General features: G+C 69.2%; 17 protein-coding genes. 7 read left to right on the top strand and 10 right to left on the bottom strand.

Annotated features, from left to right (window positions below; genetic code table 11):
• The first annotated feature begins 7 nt into the window (after window positions 1-7).
• The 3 genes from QMG86_RS19455 to QMG86_RS19445 all read left to right on the top strand — a co-directional run bounded on the left by QMG86_RS19455 (window position 8) and on the right by QMG86_RS19445 (window position 3,512).
• A complete protein-coding gene (locus QMG86_RS19455) occupies window positions 8-1,237 on the top strand; it encodes a cytochrome P450 family protein (RefSeq protein WP_281873869.1) in 1,230 nt (409 codons plus the stop codon).
• Between the two features lie 89 nt (window positions 1,238-1,326).
• Entirely contained in the window at window positions 1,327-2,655 is a 1,329-nt protein-coding gene (locus tag QMG86_RS19450) for an MFS transporter (protein ID WP_281873868.1), read from the top strand.
• A gap of 356 nt (window positions 2,656-3,011) precedes the next feature.
• Window positions 3,012-3,512, top strand: a complete 501-nt coding sequence (locus tag QMG86_RS19445) for a flavin reductase family protein (RefSeq protein WP_281873867.1) — start codon at window positions 3,012-3,014, stop codon at window positions 3,510-3,512.
• A gap of 32 nt (window positions 3,513-3,544) precedes the next feature.
• On the opposite strand, the gene QMG86_RS19440 is transcribed toward QMG86_RS19445, so the two are convergent.
• Window positions 3,545-4,411, bottom strand: coding sequence for a TIGR03619 family F420-dependent LLM class oxidoreductase (locus QMG86_RS19440; protein WP_281873866.1), 867 nt, complete (start codon window positions 4,409-4,411; stop codon window positions 3,545-3,547).
• Window positions 4,408-4,809, bottom strand: coding sequence for a MerR family transcriptional regulator (locus QMG86_RS19435; protein ID WP_281873864.1), 402 nt, complete (start codon window positions 4,807-4,809; stop codon window positions 4,408-4,410). The genes QMG86_RS19440 and QMG86_RS19435 overlap by 4 nt, the downstream gene beginning before the upstream one ends.
• A gap of 460 nt (window positions 4,810-5,269) precedes the next feature.
• Here QMG86_RS19435 and QMG86_RS19430 point away from each other — a divergent pair, with 460 nt between their 5' ends.
• Complete coding sequence (locus QMG86_RS19430) at window positions 5,270-6,013, top strand: IPT/TIG domain-containing protein (RefSeq protein WP_281873863.1); 744 nt, start codon at window positions 5,270-5,272, stop codon at window positions 6,011-6,013.
• Window positions 6,014-6,250: 237 nt separating this feature from the next.
• Here the strand turns inward: QMG86_RS19430 and QMG86_RS19425 are convergent, their stop codons facing one another.
• The 4 genes from QMG86_RS19425 to QMG86_RS19410 all read right to left on the bottom strand — a co-directional run bounded on the left by QMG86_RS19425 (window position 6,251) and on the right by QMG86_RS19410 (window position 9,323).
• Complete coding sequence (locus QMG86_RS19425; protein ID WP_281873861.1) at window positions 6,251-7,312, bottom strand: NAD-dependent epimerase/dehydratase family protein; 1,062 nt, start codon at window positions 7,310-7,312, stop codon at window positions 6,251-6,253.
• A 147-nt stretch (window positions 7,313-7,459) separates the two neighbouring features.
• Window positions 7,460-7,702: a hypothetical protein gene (locus QMG86_RS19420; RefSeq protein WP_195089743.1), complete on the bottom strand. Its 243-nt coding sequence runs from the start codon at window positions 7,700-7,702 to the stop codon at window positions 7,460-7,462.
• Window positions 7,703-7,737: 35 nt separating this feature from the next.
• Window positions 7,738-8,064 carry a plasmid stabilization protein gene (locus QMG86_RS19415; RefSeq protein WP_281873845.1) on the bottom strand — a complete coding sequence of 109 codons (327 nt, stop codon included), beginning with the start codon at window positions 8,062-8,064 and terminating at the stop codon, window positions 7,738-7,740.
• 98 nt (window positions 8,065-8,162) lie between these two features.
• Window positions 8,163-9,323, bottom strand: a complete 1,161-nt coding sequence (locus QMG86_RS19410; protein WP_281881034.1) for a lipase family protein — start codon at window positions 9,321-9,323, stop codon at window positions 8,163-8,165.
• A 452-nt stretch (window positions 9,324-9,775) separates the two neighbouring features.
• Between QMG86_RS19410 and QMG86_RS19405 the strand changes: the two genes are divergently transcribed.
• Together QMG86_RS19405 and QMG86_RS19400 are read left to right on the top strand one after the other, a co-directional pair.
• On the top strand, window positions 9,776-10,180 hold the full coding sequence (locus tag QMG86_RS19405; RefSeq protein ID WP_281873843.1) for a hypothetical protein: 405 nt from the start codon (window positions 9,776-9,778) through the stop codon (window positions 10,178-10,180).
• Window positions 10,181-10,428: 248 nt separating this feature from the next.
• Window positions 10,429-10,740, top strand: coding sequence for a DUF427 domain-containing protein (locus tag QMG86_RS19400; RefSeq protein ID WP_281873841.1), 312 nt, complete (start codon window positions 10,429-10,431; stop codon window positions 10,738-10,740).
• Window positions 10,741-10,881: 141 nt separating this feature from the next.
• Here the strand turns inward: QMG86_RS19400 and QMG86_RS19395 are convergent, their stop codons facing one another.
• Together QMG86_RS19395 and QMG86_RS19390 are read right to left on the bottom strand one after the other, a co-directional pair.
• A complete protein-coding gene (locus QMG86_RS19395; RefSeq protein ID WP_281873839.1) occupies window positions 10,882-11,280 on the bottom strand; it encodes an NUDIX hydrolase in 399 nt (132 codons plus the stop codon).
• Between the two features lie 62 nt (window positions 11,281-11,342).
• Window positions 11,343-11,939 carry a TetR/AcrR family transcriptional regulator gene (locus tag QMG86_RS19390; RefSeq protein WP_281873837.1) on the bottom strand — a complete coding sequence of 199 codons (597 nt, stop codon included), beginning with the start codon at window positions 11,937-11,939 and terminating at the stop codon, window positions 11,343-11,345.
• Between the two features lie 221 nt (window positions 11,940-12,160).
• Between QMG86_RS19390 and QMG86_RS19385 the strand changes: the two genes are divergently transcribed.
• Window positions 12,161-13,153 (top strand): NAD-dependent epimerase/dehydratase family protein, encoded by a 993-nt coding sequence (locus QMG86_RS19385; protein ID WP_281881033.1) that lies wholly within the window; start codon window positions 12,161-12,163, stop codon window positions 13,151-13,153.
• Between the two features lie 3 nt (window positions 13,154-13,156).
• Here QMG86_RS19385 and QMG86_RS19380 read toward each other — a convergent pair whose 3' ends face one another.
• Window positions 13,157-13,927: a glucose 1-dehydrogenase gene (locus tag QMG86_RS19380; protein WP_281873835.1), complete on the bottom strand. Its 771-nt coding sequence runs from the start codon at window positions 13,925-13,927 to the stop codon at window positions 13,157-13,159.
• Between the two features lie 75 nt (window positions 13,928-14,002).
• Window positions 14,003-14,851, bottom strand: a complete 849-nt coding sequence (locus QMG86_RS19375) for a helix-turn-helix transcriptional regulator (RefSeq protein ID WP_281873833.1) — start codon at window positions 14,849-14,851, stop codon at window positions 14,003-14,005.
• Between the last annotated feature and the right edge of the window lie 40 nt (window positions 14,852-14,891).

Genomic DNA, 14,891 nt, shown 5'->3' with positions numbered 1-14,891 from the left:
AGTCCCGATGGACACACAACCTCTAGTCCTCGACCCCGCGGGCGCCGACATCCAGGGCGAGTCCGCGCGAATTCGCGCGCGCGGGCCGGTGACCCTGGTCGAATTGCCGGGCGGCGTGCGGGCGTGGTCGGTCACCGACGCCGACGTGCTGAAGCGGTTGCTGGCGGACCCCAGGGTGTCGAAAGATGGTAAGCAGCACTGGCCTGCGCTCATCAACGGGGAGATCCCGCAGGACTGGCCGCTGTTGCCGTGGGTCGCGGTGAACAACATGTTCACCGCGTACGGCGCGGACCATCGCCGACTGCGCAAACTCGTCGCGCCCGCGTTCACCCACCGCCGCACCCAGGCGATGCGCTCGATGATCGAGCAGATCACCGCGGACCTCCTGACCGAACTCGCGGCGACGCCGGCGGGGGAAGCGGTGGACCTCAGGGAAGGCTTCGCCTACCCGCTGCCGATTCAGGTCATCAGCGCGCTGATGGGCGTTCCGGAAACCCTGAACGCCGGTCTGCGCACCTGCGTCGACGGCATCTTCGACACGTCGCTCGGGCCGGAGGAGTCGCAAGCGAACTATATGGAGATGTACCGGATCCTCGGTGAACTCGTCGCCTACCGGCGGCAGACGCCCGGGGACGACATGACCAGCCTGCTGATCTCGCACCGCGACGAGGAGGACGGCTCACAGCTGACCGAGCAGGAACTGGTCGACACGCTGCTGCTGGTGATCAGCGCCGGGCACGAGACCACGGTGAACCTGCTCGATCAGGCCGTCTTCGCGCTGCTGACCCACCAGGATCAGCGCGCCGAGGTGACCGAGGGGCGCGCGGCCTGGACGGATCTGATCGAGGAGGCGCTGCGCTACGAGGCGCCGGTGGCGCACCTCCCGCTGCGCTTCGCCGCCGAGGACATCGAGATGGACGGGCTGCGCATCGCCAAGGGCGAGCCGATCCTCGCCTCGTATGCCGGGGCAAACCGCGATCCGAAACTGCACGGCGCCACCGCCGACGAGTTCGACGTACGGCGACCGACCAAGGAGCACCTGGCCTTCGGTTACGGGGCGCATCACTGCCTGGGCGCGCCACTGGCCCGGCTGGAAGCGGAAATCGCGCTGCCCGCGCTGTTCCGGCGCTTCCCGAACCTACGCTTGGCGGCCGGCCCCGCCGACCTCGGCAGCGTGTCCAGCTTCATCTCCAACGGGCACGCCAGGCTTCCGGTGTACCTGGAGCAGGCGGACTAGCGCCGCCCCCCGCGCCTCCCGCCCCGGGGGCGCGGGGAGCTCGCCGCGGGCACTTGACGAAGTGGCCGTGCTGGGCCGAGAGTGCGCTGATGGTTTCCACCTCCGAGGTGGCCGGCACGACGTTGCGCAAGGTCACGATTCGCCTGGTGCCCTTTCTCGGGCTGCTGTATTTCGTCAACTACCTGGACCGGGTCAACATCGGGTTCGCCGGGCCCAGCGGCATGAAGACCGATCTCGGTCTCACCGAGACCGCCTTCGGGTTCGCCTCGGGCATTTTCTTCGTCGGCTACCTGCTGCTCGAGGTGCCGAGCAACCTGGCGCTGCACCGCTTCGGCGCCCGGCGCTGGATCGCCCGCATCATGGTCAGCTGGGGTCTGGTGGCCACGGCGATGGCCTTCGTGCCCGACGCCACCGTGCTGTATGTCCTGCGATTCCTGCTGGGCGTGGTGGAGGCGGGGTTCTTCCCCGGCATCCTGCTGTATCTGACGTACTGGTTCCCGCAAGCGCAACGGGCGCGGATCGTGGCCTTGTTCATGACCGCCGTGCCGATTTCCACCGCCCTGGGCGCGACCGTGTCCAGCCTGATCATTCGATACGGCGACGGGATCTTCGGGCTCAGCGGATGGCGGTTCATGTTCTTGGTCGAGGGCTTGCCCGCCATCGCGCTGGCGGTGGTGACCTGGTTCTACCTGACCGACCGCCCGGAGCGGGCGACCTGGTTGGAACCGGACGAAAGGGACTGGCTCGCAGGTGAAATCGCGGCCGAGCAGTCCGCGTTGCGGCGCGCCGAGCACTGGACGGTGCGCCGGGCGCTGACCCATCCGCGGGTGCTCGGGCTCGCCCTGGTCTACGGCGGCATCGTCTACGGTCTCTACGCGCTGGGCTTCTTCTTGCCGTCGATCATCGACGGCTTCCAGCAGCAGTACGGCGTCCAGTACTCGGTGGTGCAGCGCGGACTGATCAATGCGGTGCCCTATCTCGTCGGGGCGATCGTGATGGTGTGGTGGGGTCGGCACGCCGACCGGACCGGGGAGCGGATATGGCACGTCGCGCTGCCCGCGCTGCTGGGCGGTCTCGCCATTCCGGTGGCTTTGTACCTCGGTGACCCGTTCGCCGCGATGGTCGCGGTCACCGTGTGCGCGGTGGGCGTGCTCGCGGCGCTGCCGACGTTCTGGGCCCTGCCCGGCACCTTCCTGTCCGGCGCCGCCGCGGCGGGCGGTATCGCGCTGATCAACTCGATCGGCAACGTCAGCGGTTTCGTGGCTCCGTACGTCACCGGTGGGTTGACGGACGTGACGGGGAGCCGGCGGGCCGGGCTCTGGGTGGTGGGACTGTGCATGGTCGCCGCCGCCGTGGGTGTGCTGACGCTGCGGGGGCGAGCCCGCGACATGCCCGCGCGCCGGAGCCCGGAGTCGTGACCCGGTCCGCCGAGAGCGCCGCTTACCGCTGAGTCCGGAGCGCGACCGGCACGGCTGGAATGCCTCCATCGGCCGGCGCCACCCTCAGTGCACTGATGTGCTCGCAATGTGGCGACCGCCACCATGCGTTTTCAGTGCAGGCGCGGAAGTCGTTGTGGTGGACTATCATCCACGGGATGTAGACCGGAAAGAGCCGGTCTGCAGGGCCGTCGTACGGGCGCCCCACCCCTGCCGGCGTCGGCGTCTGAGACGACTCGGGCGCCTCGGTTGTAGGGTGAGCGCTGCCCGGTCCGGCATGTTTGCGCGGCGATCGCGCGGGCATCCGGGGAAGACGTCGCATCACGCTGGGAGGACCGATGGCTACCGAAGACCGGACCGCAGTGTTCGACGCGGTGGTCGCGGCGGCGGACTATCCCGTGCTGCTGGTCACCGCGCAGGCGGACGGCCGGCGCGCCGGCTGTCTCGTCGGATTCGCGACGCAGGTCAGCATCGAGCCGCGCCGGTTCTTGATCGGCCTGTCGAAGAAGAACCACACCTATCGGGTCGCGCAGCGCGCCGACCGGCTCGCGGTACATTTGCTCGGCAGCGAACAGCTCTCCCTGGCGCGGCTTTTCGGCGGTGAGACCGGCGACGACATCGACAAGTTCGTGCACTGCGACTGGCACGCGGGCCCGGGCGGCATTCCGGTGCTCAGCACGGTGCCGAGCTGGTTCAGCGCCCGCATCCGCGAGCGCTACGACCTCGGCGATCACGTCGGAATGCTGCTCGAGCCCGAGGACGGCGCCGTGCTGCGACCGGCCGCGGAGACGCTGCATTATCACTCCGTCGCGGATCTGGTTGCGGGCCATACCGTCTGAGGAGGTTACCGGCGCGAACCGCGCCGTGATCGCTACCGCAGTGCGTTCGCAATATCGAAGCGTTCGGCGAAGGCGGACAACTCGTCGCGGGCGCGCTCCGGGTCGCCGGTGCTCGCGCTCACCACGATGCGCGTGACGCCCTGTGCGGCCAGTCCCTCGACCCGCTCGGCCGGCATGTCGATCGATCCCCAGCGGGTGTACTCGAACGCCCCGGGGTCGCGGCCCGCCGCAGCGGCCTCGGCACGGGCGATCTCCAGTTGGGTGGCGCGTTCGGCCGGACCGAGCATGCCGCCGGGGAAATAGCCGTCGCCGCGGGATCCGGCACGGCGCGCCGCGGCGCGGCTCGAACCACCCACGTGAATCGGCAGGGGTCGGCCTTCCGTCGGTTTCGGATAACTGCACAGGTTCTCGAACCGGAAGAACTCGCCGTCGAAACTCACCCCGTCCGCATCGCCGGACCACAGCAGTCGCAGCACGTCGATGGCTTCATCGGCGCGGCGGCCTCGGGTGGCGAACTCGACGCCGAGGGCGTGCGCCTCGCCGGGCAGGGTGCCCAGTCCCACCGTCAGCAGCCGCAGGCGTCCCTTGGACAGCACGTCGATGGTCGCCAGGCGCTTGGCCAGCACCACCGGATGGTGATAGGGCAGCAGCAGCACCGCGGTGCCGAGCAGGATCCGCTCGGTCGCGGCGGCCACGAAGCTCAGCGCGTCCAGCGGGTCGGCGAACGGGACCGTCGGCGTGAATTCCATCGGCCCGACCGCGGCGCCCGGGTACAGCGCGACGTGCTCCGGCAGGTAGATCGCCTCGAAGCCGCATCGTTCGGCATGCTGGGCGTAGCCGAGCAGCCGATCGGGGTCGACGCCGAAGAACGGGGTGCTATAGCTGACCGCGAATTTCACGGCCGCTCCCCGAGCCCGTCGAACTCGCAGGCCGCCGTGATCCGGTCGAACTCGCAGGCCGCCGTCAGCCGGTCGCTCAGCAGGCGGCGGACGTCCGTCAGCCGCTCCAGGTACGAATCGACCTCGGCCAGCTTGCGCCGCAACGTGGAGACCGAGTCCGGGCAGACGTCGCCGGAGCCGTTACCCGCCCGCAGGCACGCGACGAAGGGACGGATGTCGTCGAGGTCGAAGCCCGCGCCGAGCAGTTCGCGGATCTTCGCCACGATCAGCACTTCCGCGTCGTCGTAGGAGCGGTATCCGTTGGCGGCGCGGCGGGGCCGCACCAGGCCGTGCTCCTCGTAGTAGCGCAGGGCGCGCGTGCTGGTGCCGGCCCGCTGCGCCAATTCGCCGATGCGCATCCGTCCTCCTTCGCCTTTCGTCCTCGCCACGCTAAACCTTCTCGTCGGCGTCAAGGCAAACCGCCACTCGCCGAGTAGCCGGGCGACGAGCCCGCCAGGTTCGACGTACGTGTCGTCGATTTCGACCAGCCGAGCCTCATGAGTTCGGCGAGCCTGCGCCCGTCCCGACGCCCACGAGTTCATCCTCGCCGTATCCGCCGCTCTCGAGGGCGCTTTCGTCCTCAGCCGTATGCGCTCGACCGAGCCGTTGCACGCGGCCGGGCTTTGCCCGCCCGGATCGCGGAAATGCCGGCCGGAGCGCACGAATAGCGCACGGGCGAAACCAGACGAAAACGGACGAAAACGGATCCCATTTGCATTGCCGTAGTGGTGGTTTCGGGGCGTTAATGGTTACAGCCGGGCTACCTGAAGGTCGAGCGCTCCCCGGTGCAGGTAATCAATACTGAAAAGGGGAAATGTCATGCCTACTATCACTTCGGTATCGCCGACCACGGGCCCGAGTTCTGGGGGTAACAGCGTGGTTATCACCGGAACCGGATTCGGCGGGCCGACCACGGTCCGATTCGGCGGAACCGCAACCACTTTCACTCTGGATTCCCCCACTCAAATCACGGCGATCGCTCCGCCGGGCACGGGCACTGTGCAGGTCACCGTTTCCAATGCGGACGGTATCAGCAATGGTGTTCCCTACACCTACACCTCTGTGGTGCAGGTTCCCGTGGTGTCCGCGGTTATTCCGAATTCCGGGCCCGCGACCGGCGGTACCGTGGTTCTGATCTTGGGAAGCGGTTTCACCGGAGTTACCTCCGTGAACTTCGGAGCTACCCCGGCCCTGCTCTTCTTCGCGCTTTCCAGCAACTTGATCATCGCGATCGCTCCGCCGGGAACGGGTACCGTGCCGGTCACGGTCACCACTTCGGCCGGCACCAGTGCGGGAGTGCCGTTCACCTATGTGTCCGTGCCGAGTCTGAGCTCGATCACCCCGAACACGGGGCCGGTGACCGGCGGCACCACGGTGACGATCTCCGGCACCGGGTTCACCGGCGCGACCAGCGTGTTCTTCGGTCTCCTTCCGGCAGTGTCGTTCACGGTGGTCTCCGATACGCAGATCACCGCGGTCACTCCGGCGGGGGTCGGTTCCGTGCCGGTGACGGTTACCGGGCCGGGCGGTATCGCTTCCGGCGTCTTCTTCACCTATAGCTGACGCGGCTCCCGCACCTACCCGAGTCCGAGGCAGGTGTGCCGCCCAGGTGAACGAGGTATCAGGAAAACCAGAGGGGCCGACCACGATTGGGGTCGGCCTCTCCGGCCGTGCGCAGGTACAGCCGTCGGCTTCGGTTATCCACCGGCGCCGCGGTGGCAGTCGTCGCCCTTCGTGCGCCGAGCATCCCAGCCGGTGGCCACATCCAGCGGCGGACAGCCGGAGAGCCGGCCCGGCGAACTAGCCGACACCTAGTTCGCGTCCGCCGACCCCGGAAGCGAACTCCCGCCAGCGCCAAGGCCCGCCCGCTTCGCGGGCCAAGGGAGGGGTGTCGGCCCCAGCGCCCGCCCGCAGACCGGACAGCAAGTGCCGGAGGGCGTCGACCGCGGTGTACCGCGGTGTCCAGCCCAGCTCTGCTCGCGCGCGACCGGTGTCCAGGATCGGCAGGCGCAGTACCGCGTCGAACAGATCCGGCGCCGCGGGCAGGGTCCTGGCGTGCCAGCCCAGCGCGAGCGCGGCGCGGACGAGCGCGGGCGGCACGGATACCACCCGGGCATCGAAGAGTTCGGCCAGCCGGTCGCGATCGATCACCGGCTCCGCCGCCAGATTGAACGGTCCGCGGGCGTCGGTCGCGATCGCCAGCGCGTAGGCGCGGCCGACGTCGTCACTGTGCACCGCCTGGAAGCGCAGTCCGCGCGGGATCGGCAGGATCGGCGGGAGCCCCGGCCGGATCAGGCGATTCGGCAGCAGCGGACCGGCGAACAGTCGCCGCTGCTGACTGGCGGTCTCCCGGCGGAAGATGAACGCCGGGCGCATGCGCACCACGCGGCGGTCCGGATTCTCGGCTTCGAACCGATCCAGCAGCCTTTCGACGTAGGCCTTTTCGCGGGTGTACGCGGCAGGTGGCCAGCCGTCGGTCGGCCAGCTCTCCGGCACCGGCTCGTCATCGTGGCAGGGGGAGTAGGCACCGACCGACGAGGCGTAGATCAGAGCCGGGACCTGTGCCGCGGCCACGGCGCGCAGCACGCGTTCCGTACCGCCGACATTCGCGCGCCACGTGACCATAGGCTGGTGGGTGGGCTGGAACAGCCAGGCCAGATGCACCACCACGTCGGCCCCGTGGAAGTGGGCCTCGAGGTCGTCGGTACGCACATCCGCCCGCACCCACTCCACCCCTTCCCGGGGCTCGTCCGGCAGGCGCCGCGCGATCCCGACGATCGAGCCGACCCCCGCTTCGGTCGACAGTGTCTCCAGCAGACTCGTTCCCACGTTTCCGGTGGCACCGACCACGACAACACGCATAGCTGCTCCTCGGCTCGGCGGCAGGATTCGAGGTCGAGGTACCCAGCATCAGGACGACGACACGCGGGCACTCCGCATCAGCTGGATAAAGAGGGGAACAGGCGGGGAGGGCGGCACTGCCGCCCTCCCCGCCTGTTGTACCGAAGATCACATATCGGATTTCGCGAGGCGCTTCGACAAGAGTTCTTTGCCCATCCGACCGCCCTTACGGCTGTCGGCCTGCGCCTTGCGGAAGAATTCCACCAGCTCGCTGTCTCCGTCCCGTTCCGCGTCCTGGATGAACGTATCCAGACGCAGAGCGTTCTCCAGGGAGGCTTCGACGAACCAGATCAGGTTGTAGTCCTTGTCCCTGGTGCCGGTCACGGTGCCGGTTTCCTGCTGCTCGGCCATTTCCACTCCTCTCGGTTCTTCGTCTTCGAGCGGGCTCAGTCCCGTCCGAGCGCGTGCGCCAGCTCCTTCTTCGTCATCTTCGAGCGGCCTTCGACATTGCGTTTCTTGGCCTCGTTGTACAGCTGGTCGCGGGTCGGCCCTTGCGCGCCGCTGTGCGAACGCTGACCGCCGCGCTGCTGCGGCGACTTGTCGTCGGTCGACGTCTTGCTCGCGGTCTTGGACTGCCCGGACTGGGCACGGTTCTTGTTGACCGTGCGAGCGGCCATCTCCTTCGCGCGTCCCGTGCTCGTGCCACGGGACTTCGCCGAATCCTTGATGTGCTCGTACTGGCGTTCTTGCTTGTCTGTCCAAGCCTTCGGCATGTCATCACCTCCTGTGCTTGCGGCTTACCCCGGGAATTCGCGCGCAATCCGGTCGGGAAGAACGCGCGGCGCCGAGCGGCCGCGGATGTCTGCCCGTGTCAGCAGGTGCTGGGCGCGGGCTCGCCGCGAACGCGGCCCTCGAGCCACCCCAGCACCGAGGGGGCGCCGAGCACCGCCGCGGTCAGATGCTCGGCGTCGGGCACGTGCACGGTCTGCAGCGGCACACCGGCCGAGCACCAGTGGTGGATCGTGTTGTCGATCGCGGCGACTGGAATCAGCGGGTCGCTCGGCGAATGCCACTCGAATATCGGCATTGCCGGGGAGCCGGGGTAGAGCTCCACGCTGTTCTCCTCCACCACGGACCACGCGCCCGGCGAGTCGAAGACCGAAGTGTTGTCCACGAGTTCGCGCGCGCTGCCGCCTGCGCCGACGGCGAGGATGTCGTTGGTGCAGCTGTTGGCCATCGCGTCGCGCAGCGCCCGTCCGCGCTCGTTGAGATTCTGGCTGATCGGCACCTGGTCGGGATACTCCCGCTCCAGGCCGATGGCCGTTGCCATGGCCAGGCCGAACGCCGGGTGCGGCTCCAGACCCAGCCCCCGCGCCATCGCCACCAGGTTCATCGGAGCGCCGCCGATGGCCGCGCCGGCGAGCCGCAGCTCGGGTGCGTAGGACGGCTGCAGCGCGGCCGCCCATGCCGTGGCGAGCCCGCCGCCGGAGTAACCGGTCAACGCCGCCGGGCTGTTCTGCAGGCCGAGTTCGGGTAGTCGTTTCGCCGCGCGGACGCCGTCCAAAGTGATCTGGCCGCCCAAACGCCCGGCGCCGAGCGCGAACTGGGGGCCGAGATGATCCGGCAGCGCGACCGTCCAGCCGCGCGCCAGCAGGACGTTCAGCATCGACGACGACGCCGACAGATTCAGATCGTTGCTGTAGAGCAGGTGCGATACCGCGCAATGCGTGCCGAGCGCGTTGATGAAGTGCTGATACGACAGCAGCGGCATCCCGGGCCGTTGTCCGAGGGGGGTGAGGATCGTGGTGGTCGCCGCGATCGGCGCGCCCCGCGAATTGGTGGACCGGAACTCGACCAGCCTGACGGTGGCGCCGGGGAAGAGGGCCAGCGGCGGCAGGACCCGTACGTCCAGCACGTCGCCAGGGTTGTGCGCCGCCAGATCGGCCGGTGCGGCGTAGAACGGGTCTGGATCGGGCTGCGGATAGACCGGTTCCGCAGTGGCCGTCGTCGCCAGCAGGAGGGCGAGTGCCATCCCGCCCAGGGCGCCGAGGACACGGACCGAACCGATGCGTCTGCCGCGGGGGGAACGAAGAAACGGACGAGTCACGACCTTGACCTCCAGGGGTAGTTCGGCGGATTCGCCGACCAGTGGTCTGCCTCCGAGTGCCTCGTTCGGCAAACTACCAGCGACATGTGGAGGTGAGTCAGGATTGCATGAAAAACTTTCTCGCATCAAGAAAATGCGCAGAATCTGCACTGTTTCGGCGAGGTATTGTGACTTCCAGCAATCTGTTAGCCATTGCATGTCCGTGCTGTCATCCGGTAAGGGAAAGCGGCGTACGAGCAGCGCGGTCGCATTCCCCGTCCGGGCGATGCTCGCCGAGCGCGAAAGGGATTCCAGGCGGGGGTTGCGACGCGGCGCGAGCACGGCTTGGCTGGATCACATAACCAGCGACGAGGTTCAGGACGAAGGAAGGAGCGGTCATGTCCAAGACAGCGGCCCAGAAGGTCCGCGAGTCCGGTTCCGAATCACCCGAGCCGGCACGCGCCGTGCCGGACACCGAGACCGAACCGCCGACGAAATCGGATACCCCGGCTACCGCACGCGCCCGGCTGCGGGTCCCGGTTCCGACGGTGGGCATGCGGATGGCCCGAGTTCCGCTGCCGCCCGGGCCGCGCACCGTGGCGACCGGCGTCTCCTCGGCGACCACGGCGGTGCGCAACCGGGTACCGGATCGGGAGTCGTTGCTCTACTTCGGCGGGCTCGGAGCGGCGGCGGTCACCGGGCTGGTGTCGTGGCCGGTCGCGGGGGCGATCGGCGTCGGCGTGTGGGTGGCCGAGCATGCGCGTCGCGGTCCCGGCGCCACAGGAGACGGGGCCCGAGGGTGACCTGATCGCCGGGCTCGCTCATGGCGTGGCTGCCCCTCGCCGCCCGCACCGTGAGTAGCTCCGCGTAGGGGCCCGACCTGTCTTGCCGGCCGGCAATCCGCGGGTCGGCCGATATCGTGCGGGCAGTAAGTCGCCACCTCCTTCGCGCGACTACAGGAGCGAATCGAAACGGCAACATCCGTGTACCGACTCGGATACGGCTGCCGCGGAGCATTCTTTCGTCCGCGTGGGCGCGACAGGATCGCGATATGGCAAAGGCAATGTGGGATGGCGAAATTCTGGCGAGCAGCTCCGATACCGTGATGGTCGAAGGCAACCACTACTTCCCGGCCGAGTCCGTCCGGAAGGAATTCCTCCGGCCTTCCGAGACGCACACGACGTGTCCGTGGAAGGGCGAGGCCAGCTACTACACCCTGGAAGTCCACGGCAACCGTAACGAGGACGCCGCCTGGTACTACCCCGACCCGAAAAGCGCGGCGGAGCAGATCAAAGACCACGTCGCCTTCTGGCGCGGCGTGGAAGTGCTCGACGACGAGATACCGAGCGCCGCGCTCCGCTGACGGCGAGGGCGGCGCGTGTCGAATCGGTGCCCTTTCCGTGTCATGCCGTACTACCCGCACGGTTCGCTGGAGGTACGGATCCGTCCCGGACCACGGGACGCATCGGCCTGATGCTCCGGCCCGCGCCCGGTTCTCGGCGGACTACCAGTCGACGGCGCCGAGTTCGTGGAGTTTGCGGAAGACCAGCATGGAGCCAGGGGCCACATGGTCCATGGCGGCGTACTCGCTCACGGTGAAGTAGCGCAGCTCGGCGATCTCGCTCGCGGGCGTCGGGTCGCCGTCCAGTTCCGCGGTGAAGCAGGTCATGTGCAGCCGGGTGCCGGGGGAGTGCCCGTACGCCTCGGCGTGGAAAACCCCGAGTTCGTCGCAGGAGACCACGCCGACGCCGAGTTCCTCGCGCACCTCGCGGTGCAGCGCGGCCTCGGGCGTCTCGCCGGGGTCGATCTTGCCGCCGGCCATGTAGAAGACGTCCTTGCCCACTGAGCGCGCTTGCAGCAGGCGGCGATTCCGGACATGGGCCAGTGCGGCGGTGCGAATCACCGGCCCACTGTACTGAGCGGCCGGAACAGGTCGCCAACCGGTTTTCGCGCGGATCGCCCCGCTCAGTGCTCGAGCACGGCGCGACGCAGCAGTTCGCCGATGCGCCGGTGGAGCAGCGCGGTGTCGTCCCCGTCGGCGACGAACTCCAGGAACAACGCCGCACCGGCCGCCAGCGCGATGACGGCCCTGGCGTCCAACTCGGAGTGCGCGCCGGGTGTGGTGTCGCCCGCGGCGAAGAGCGCGGCCGCCGGGGCGCTGAATCCGGCCCACAACCGGTGGCGCAAGTGCTGGTCCCGATCGAGTGCGGTCAACAGCCCGGGAACGGCGGCGCGCACCTCGCTGCGGGCGAACAGCTCCCGGCTGCCGCGCAGCACCCACTCGAGCCACCCCTGCCGGTCGGTTCCCTCGAACGGCTCCAGGTCGGGCGTCTCACCCAGCACGGCGTGCAGCACCAATTCGGCCTTCGATGGCCAGCGGCGAGCGATGGATGCCCGGCCGACGCCCGCGCGGGCCGCCACCGCCCGCACGCTCAGCTCGTCCCACCCCACTTCGACCAGCATCTCCCGCACGGTCGCCAGCACTCGCTGCTCGACCGACTCGTCGCGCGGCCGGCCGGCGCCCCGGTTCGCCGAGTGCGGATCCCGCGCCGTTTCCGCCATACCGCTCCTTTCCTCAATTACGATGCCAGTGGCATCGAATTTGTGCCGATGCTTCCGATGTGCGGCCATTGTCGCGTGCGCCGAAGGCGCGGCGCCGGTGGACCGAACGGCGGAATCCATGGTGACGAAGGAACGAAATGGGTGGACCGAAGGACATACCGGCGGATACCGGCACGGCAGCGCGAGAAGCGGACGCCGGCGGGGAACTGCGAGAGATGGGTCTGCGCATCGCCGTCACCGGCGGGACGGGCTATCTCGGCGCGCACACCGTCGCCGCCCTCCTGCGGGCCGGGCACCGCGTCGTGCTGCTGGTCCACCCCAGCGAATCCGTCTCGGCGGTCGTCGGCATGTTCGACACCACGCCCGAAGCGCTCGCGGTGCTGCCGGGCGACATCCGGGACCCGAAGACGGTCGAAGCGTTGCTCGACGGATGCGACGCCGTCCTGCACGCGGCGGGCGTGGTCGGCACCGATGACCGGCGCGAGCGACTGATGTGGGAGGTCAACGTCGACGCGACCGCCACCGTCCTGGCCCGCGCGACCGCGCTCGGCCTGGATCCGATCGTGCACGTCGCCAGCTACAGCGCGCTCTTTCCCAGCCCCGATCCGGTCATCACGCCCGACAGCCCGACCGCGCCGGGGCGCAGTGCCTACGGCCGCACCAAGTCGGCCGCCGACCGGATCGCGCGGGCGTTGCAGGCCGCGGGCGCTCCGGTCGTGATCACCTATCCCTCCAGCGTCGTCGGCCCCGGTCTCGGCGCCCAGGCCGGGATCACCTCCGACGGGTGGGGCGTCATCCTGCGGGCCCGCGTCGCTCCTCGGATCCGCGGTGGCATGCAGATGATCGACGTCCGGGACGTGGCCGCGGTGCACGCCGCCGTGATGCGCCCCGGCCTCGGGCCACGGCGCTATCTGTGCGGCGGCCACATGGTGGCCTTCGACGAGATCGTGGACATCCTGGAAAGCGCTGTGGGACAGCGGATCCGGCGGATTCCGGTGCCGAAGGCCGCGCTGCTCGGGCTCGGACGGCTCACCGACGCCGCCGCCCGAATCCTGCCGATCAGCGCCGGGCTCAGCTACGAGGCGGCGTGGCTGCTCACCACCGCCACGCCGACCGACGACTCCCGCACGCTGGCCGAACTCGATCTGCGCTGGCGGCCCATCCGGGAAGCGATCGTCGACTCCGTGCGTCGCGAAGCCGGTTCGCGGGTCTGACGGTCAGAGCAGCTCCCGGGAGACGGCCGCGACGAGGCCACCGTCGATGACCAGGTCCTGCCCGTTGACGTAGGACGCCTCGGCGGAGGCGAGGAATGCCACGGCGTCGGCCACCTCCTCGGCGGTGCCCAACCGGCGGCTCGCCACCTCGGTGAGCACGGCGGCGTGCGCGTCGGGGCTGACGTTGTCGTGGAACATCGGGGTCTCGATGTACCCGGGACTCACCGAATTGACTCGAATTCCCCTGGGCCCCAGCTCCGCCGCGAGCGTGCGGGCCAGGTTGTGCACGGCCGCCTTGGTGGCCGCGTAGAGCGCGGCGCCGGGCAGGCCGCGGTGCAGCGTCCACGACGCGTTGATGACGACCGACGCGTGCTCCGACAGCAGCGGCAGCACTTTCTGGATGGTGAAGAACACGCCTTTGAAGTTGATGTCCACGACCCGGTCGAACTCGTCCTCGGTGATCTCGGCGCTCGGCTGGAAGGACGCGACCCCGGCGTTGGCGAAGACCACGTCGAGGCGGCCGTGCCGGTCACGGATGGCGGTGGCGAGCGCGTCGAGATCGGCGAGACGACCCGCGTCGGCGCGGATCGCGAGCACTCGCTCGTCGCCGTGCAGCGCTTCGACCGCGGCGTCCAGCCGTGTCTCGTCCCGGCCGGTGATGACCACCTGCGCGCCTTCGGCGAGCAGCCGTCGTGCGGTGGCCAGCCCCATGCCGCTCGAGCCGCCGGTGACCAGCGCGACCTTGCCGTCGAATCGGGAGATGTTGTGCGTCATGGGAATCAGCGTGCCGAAGGCCACCGCGGCCGAACAGTGTCCAGTCGACCTAGGTGTGGCACCACCAGGCTACGGTCACGCCGGGGCGGCGAGCCTGATCCGCATCAGCCCGTCGACCCGCTGCGCTGTGCCGGTGTCCGGCTGCGGGTTGTAGAGCACCAGGAACCATCCGGGACGGTCGGCCACCGCGAGGGTGGTCGTGTCGAACACCAGGTCACCGGCGTCGGGGTGACGCACCGCTTTCACGGCTTGCACGGCGGCGTCCACGTCGTGGCGGGCCCACAAGCGAGCAAATTCGGGACTCGCCGCGCTGAGTTCGCCGACCACCCGGGCGAACGCGGGATCGTCGGGGGCGTGCGCCGCGTCGGCACGGAAAGCGGCCACGACCGCGGGCGCGATCGCGGTCCATTCCACGTGCATACCCCGGTATCGGGGATTGGTGAAGAAGGAGACCAGGCAGTTGTGGTCAGCGTCGCCGAACCCGAAGACCGAGCGCGCGGCATCGTTGACCCCGAGCAGATTCCAACAGCGGTCGCGCAGCACCGCCGGGCGCGCGCCCCACGCGTCGAGCAGTCGGCGCAGTTCGGGGGTGACCTCGGTGTCGCGCGCCCGGCCGGGCGGCGGGTTGAGACCGGCGAGCAGATACAGATGCGTCCGCTCCGGTCCGGACAGGCGCAGTGCCGTGCCGATCGCGTCGAGCACCTCCGCCGACACGGTGATGTCGCGGCCCTGTTCCAGCCACGTGTACCAGGACACGCCCACTCCGGCGAGCAACGCGACCTCCTCGCGCCGCAGGCCGGGTGTGCGCCGCCTGCCTCCCGTCGCCAGACCGACATCCGCCGGTGTGAGCCGCGCTCTGCGGGTACGGAGGAACTCACGCAGTTGGGCGCGCCGGTGGGGCGCCGTTGAGGTTTCGCCGGTCATACGCACGGCAACAACCGGCGCTGCGGATCAGTTCCCGAGA

Origin of the sequence: Nocardia sputorum, from assembly GCF_027924405.1 — a bacterium.
GTDB classification, from domain to species: domain Bacteria; phylum Actinomycetota; class Actinomycetes; order Mycobacteriales; family Mycobacteriaceae; genus Nocardia; species Nocardia sputorum.
Note: the sequence above shows the minus strand (reverse complement) of the source record. Positions and strands in the feature narration are given on the sequence as shown.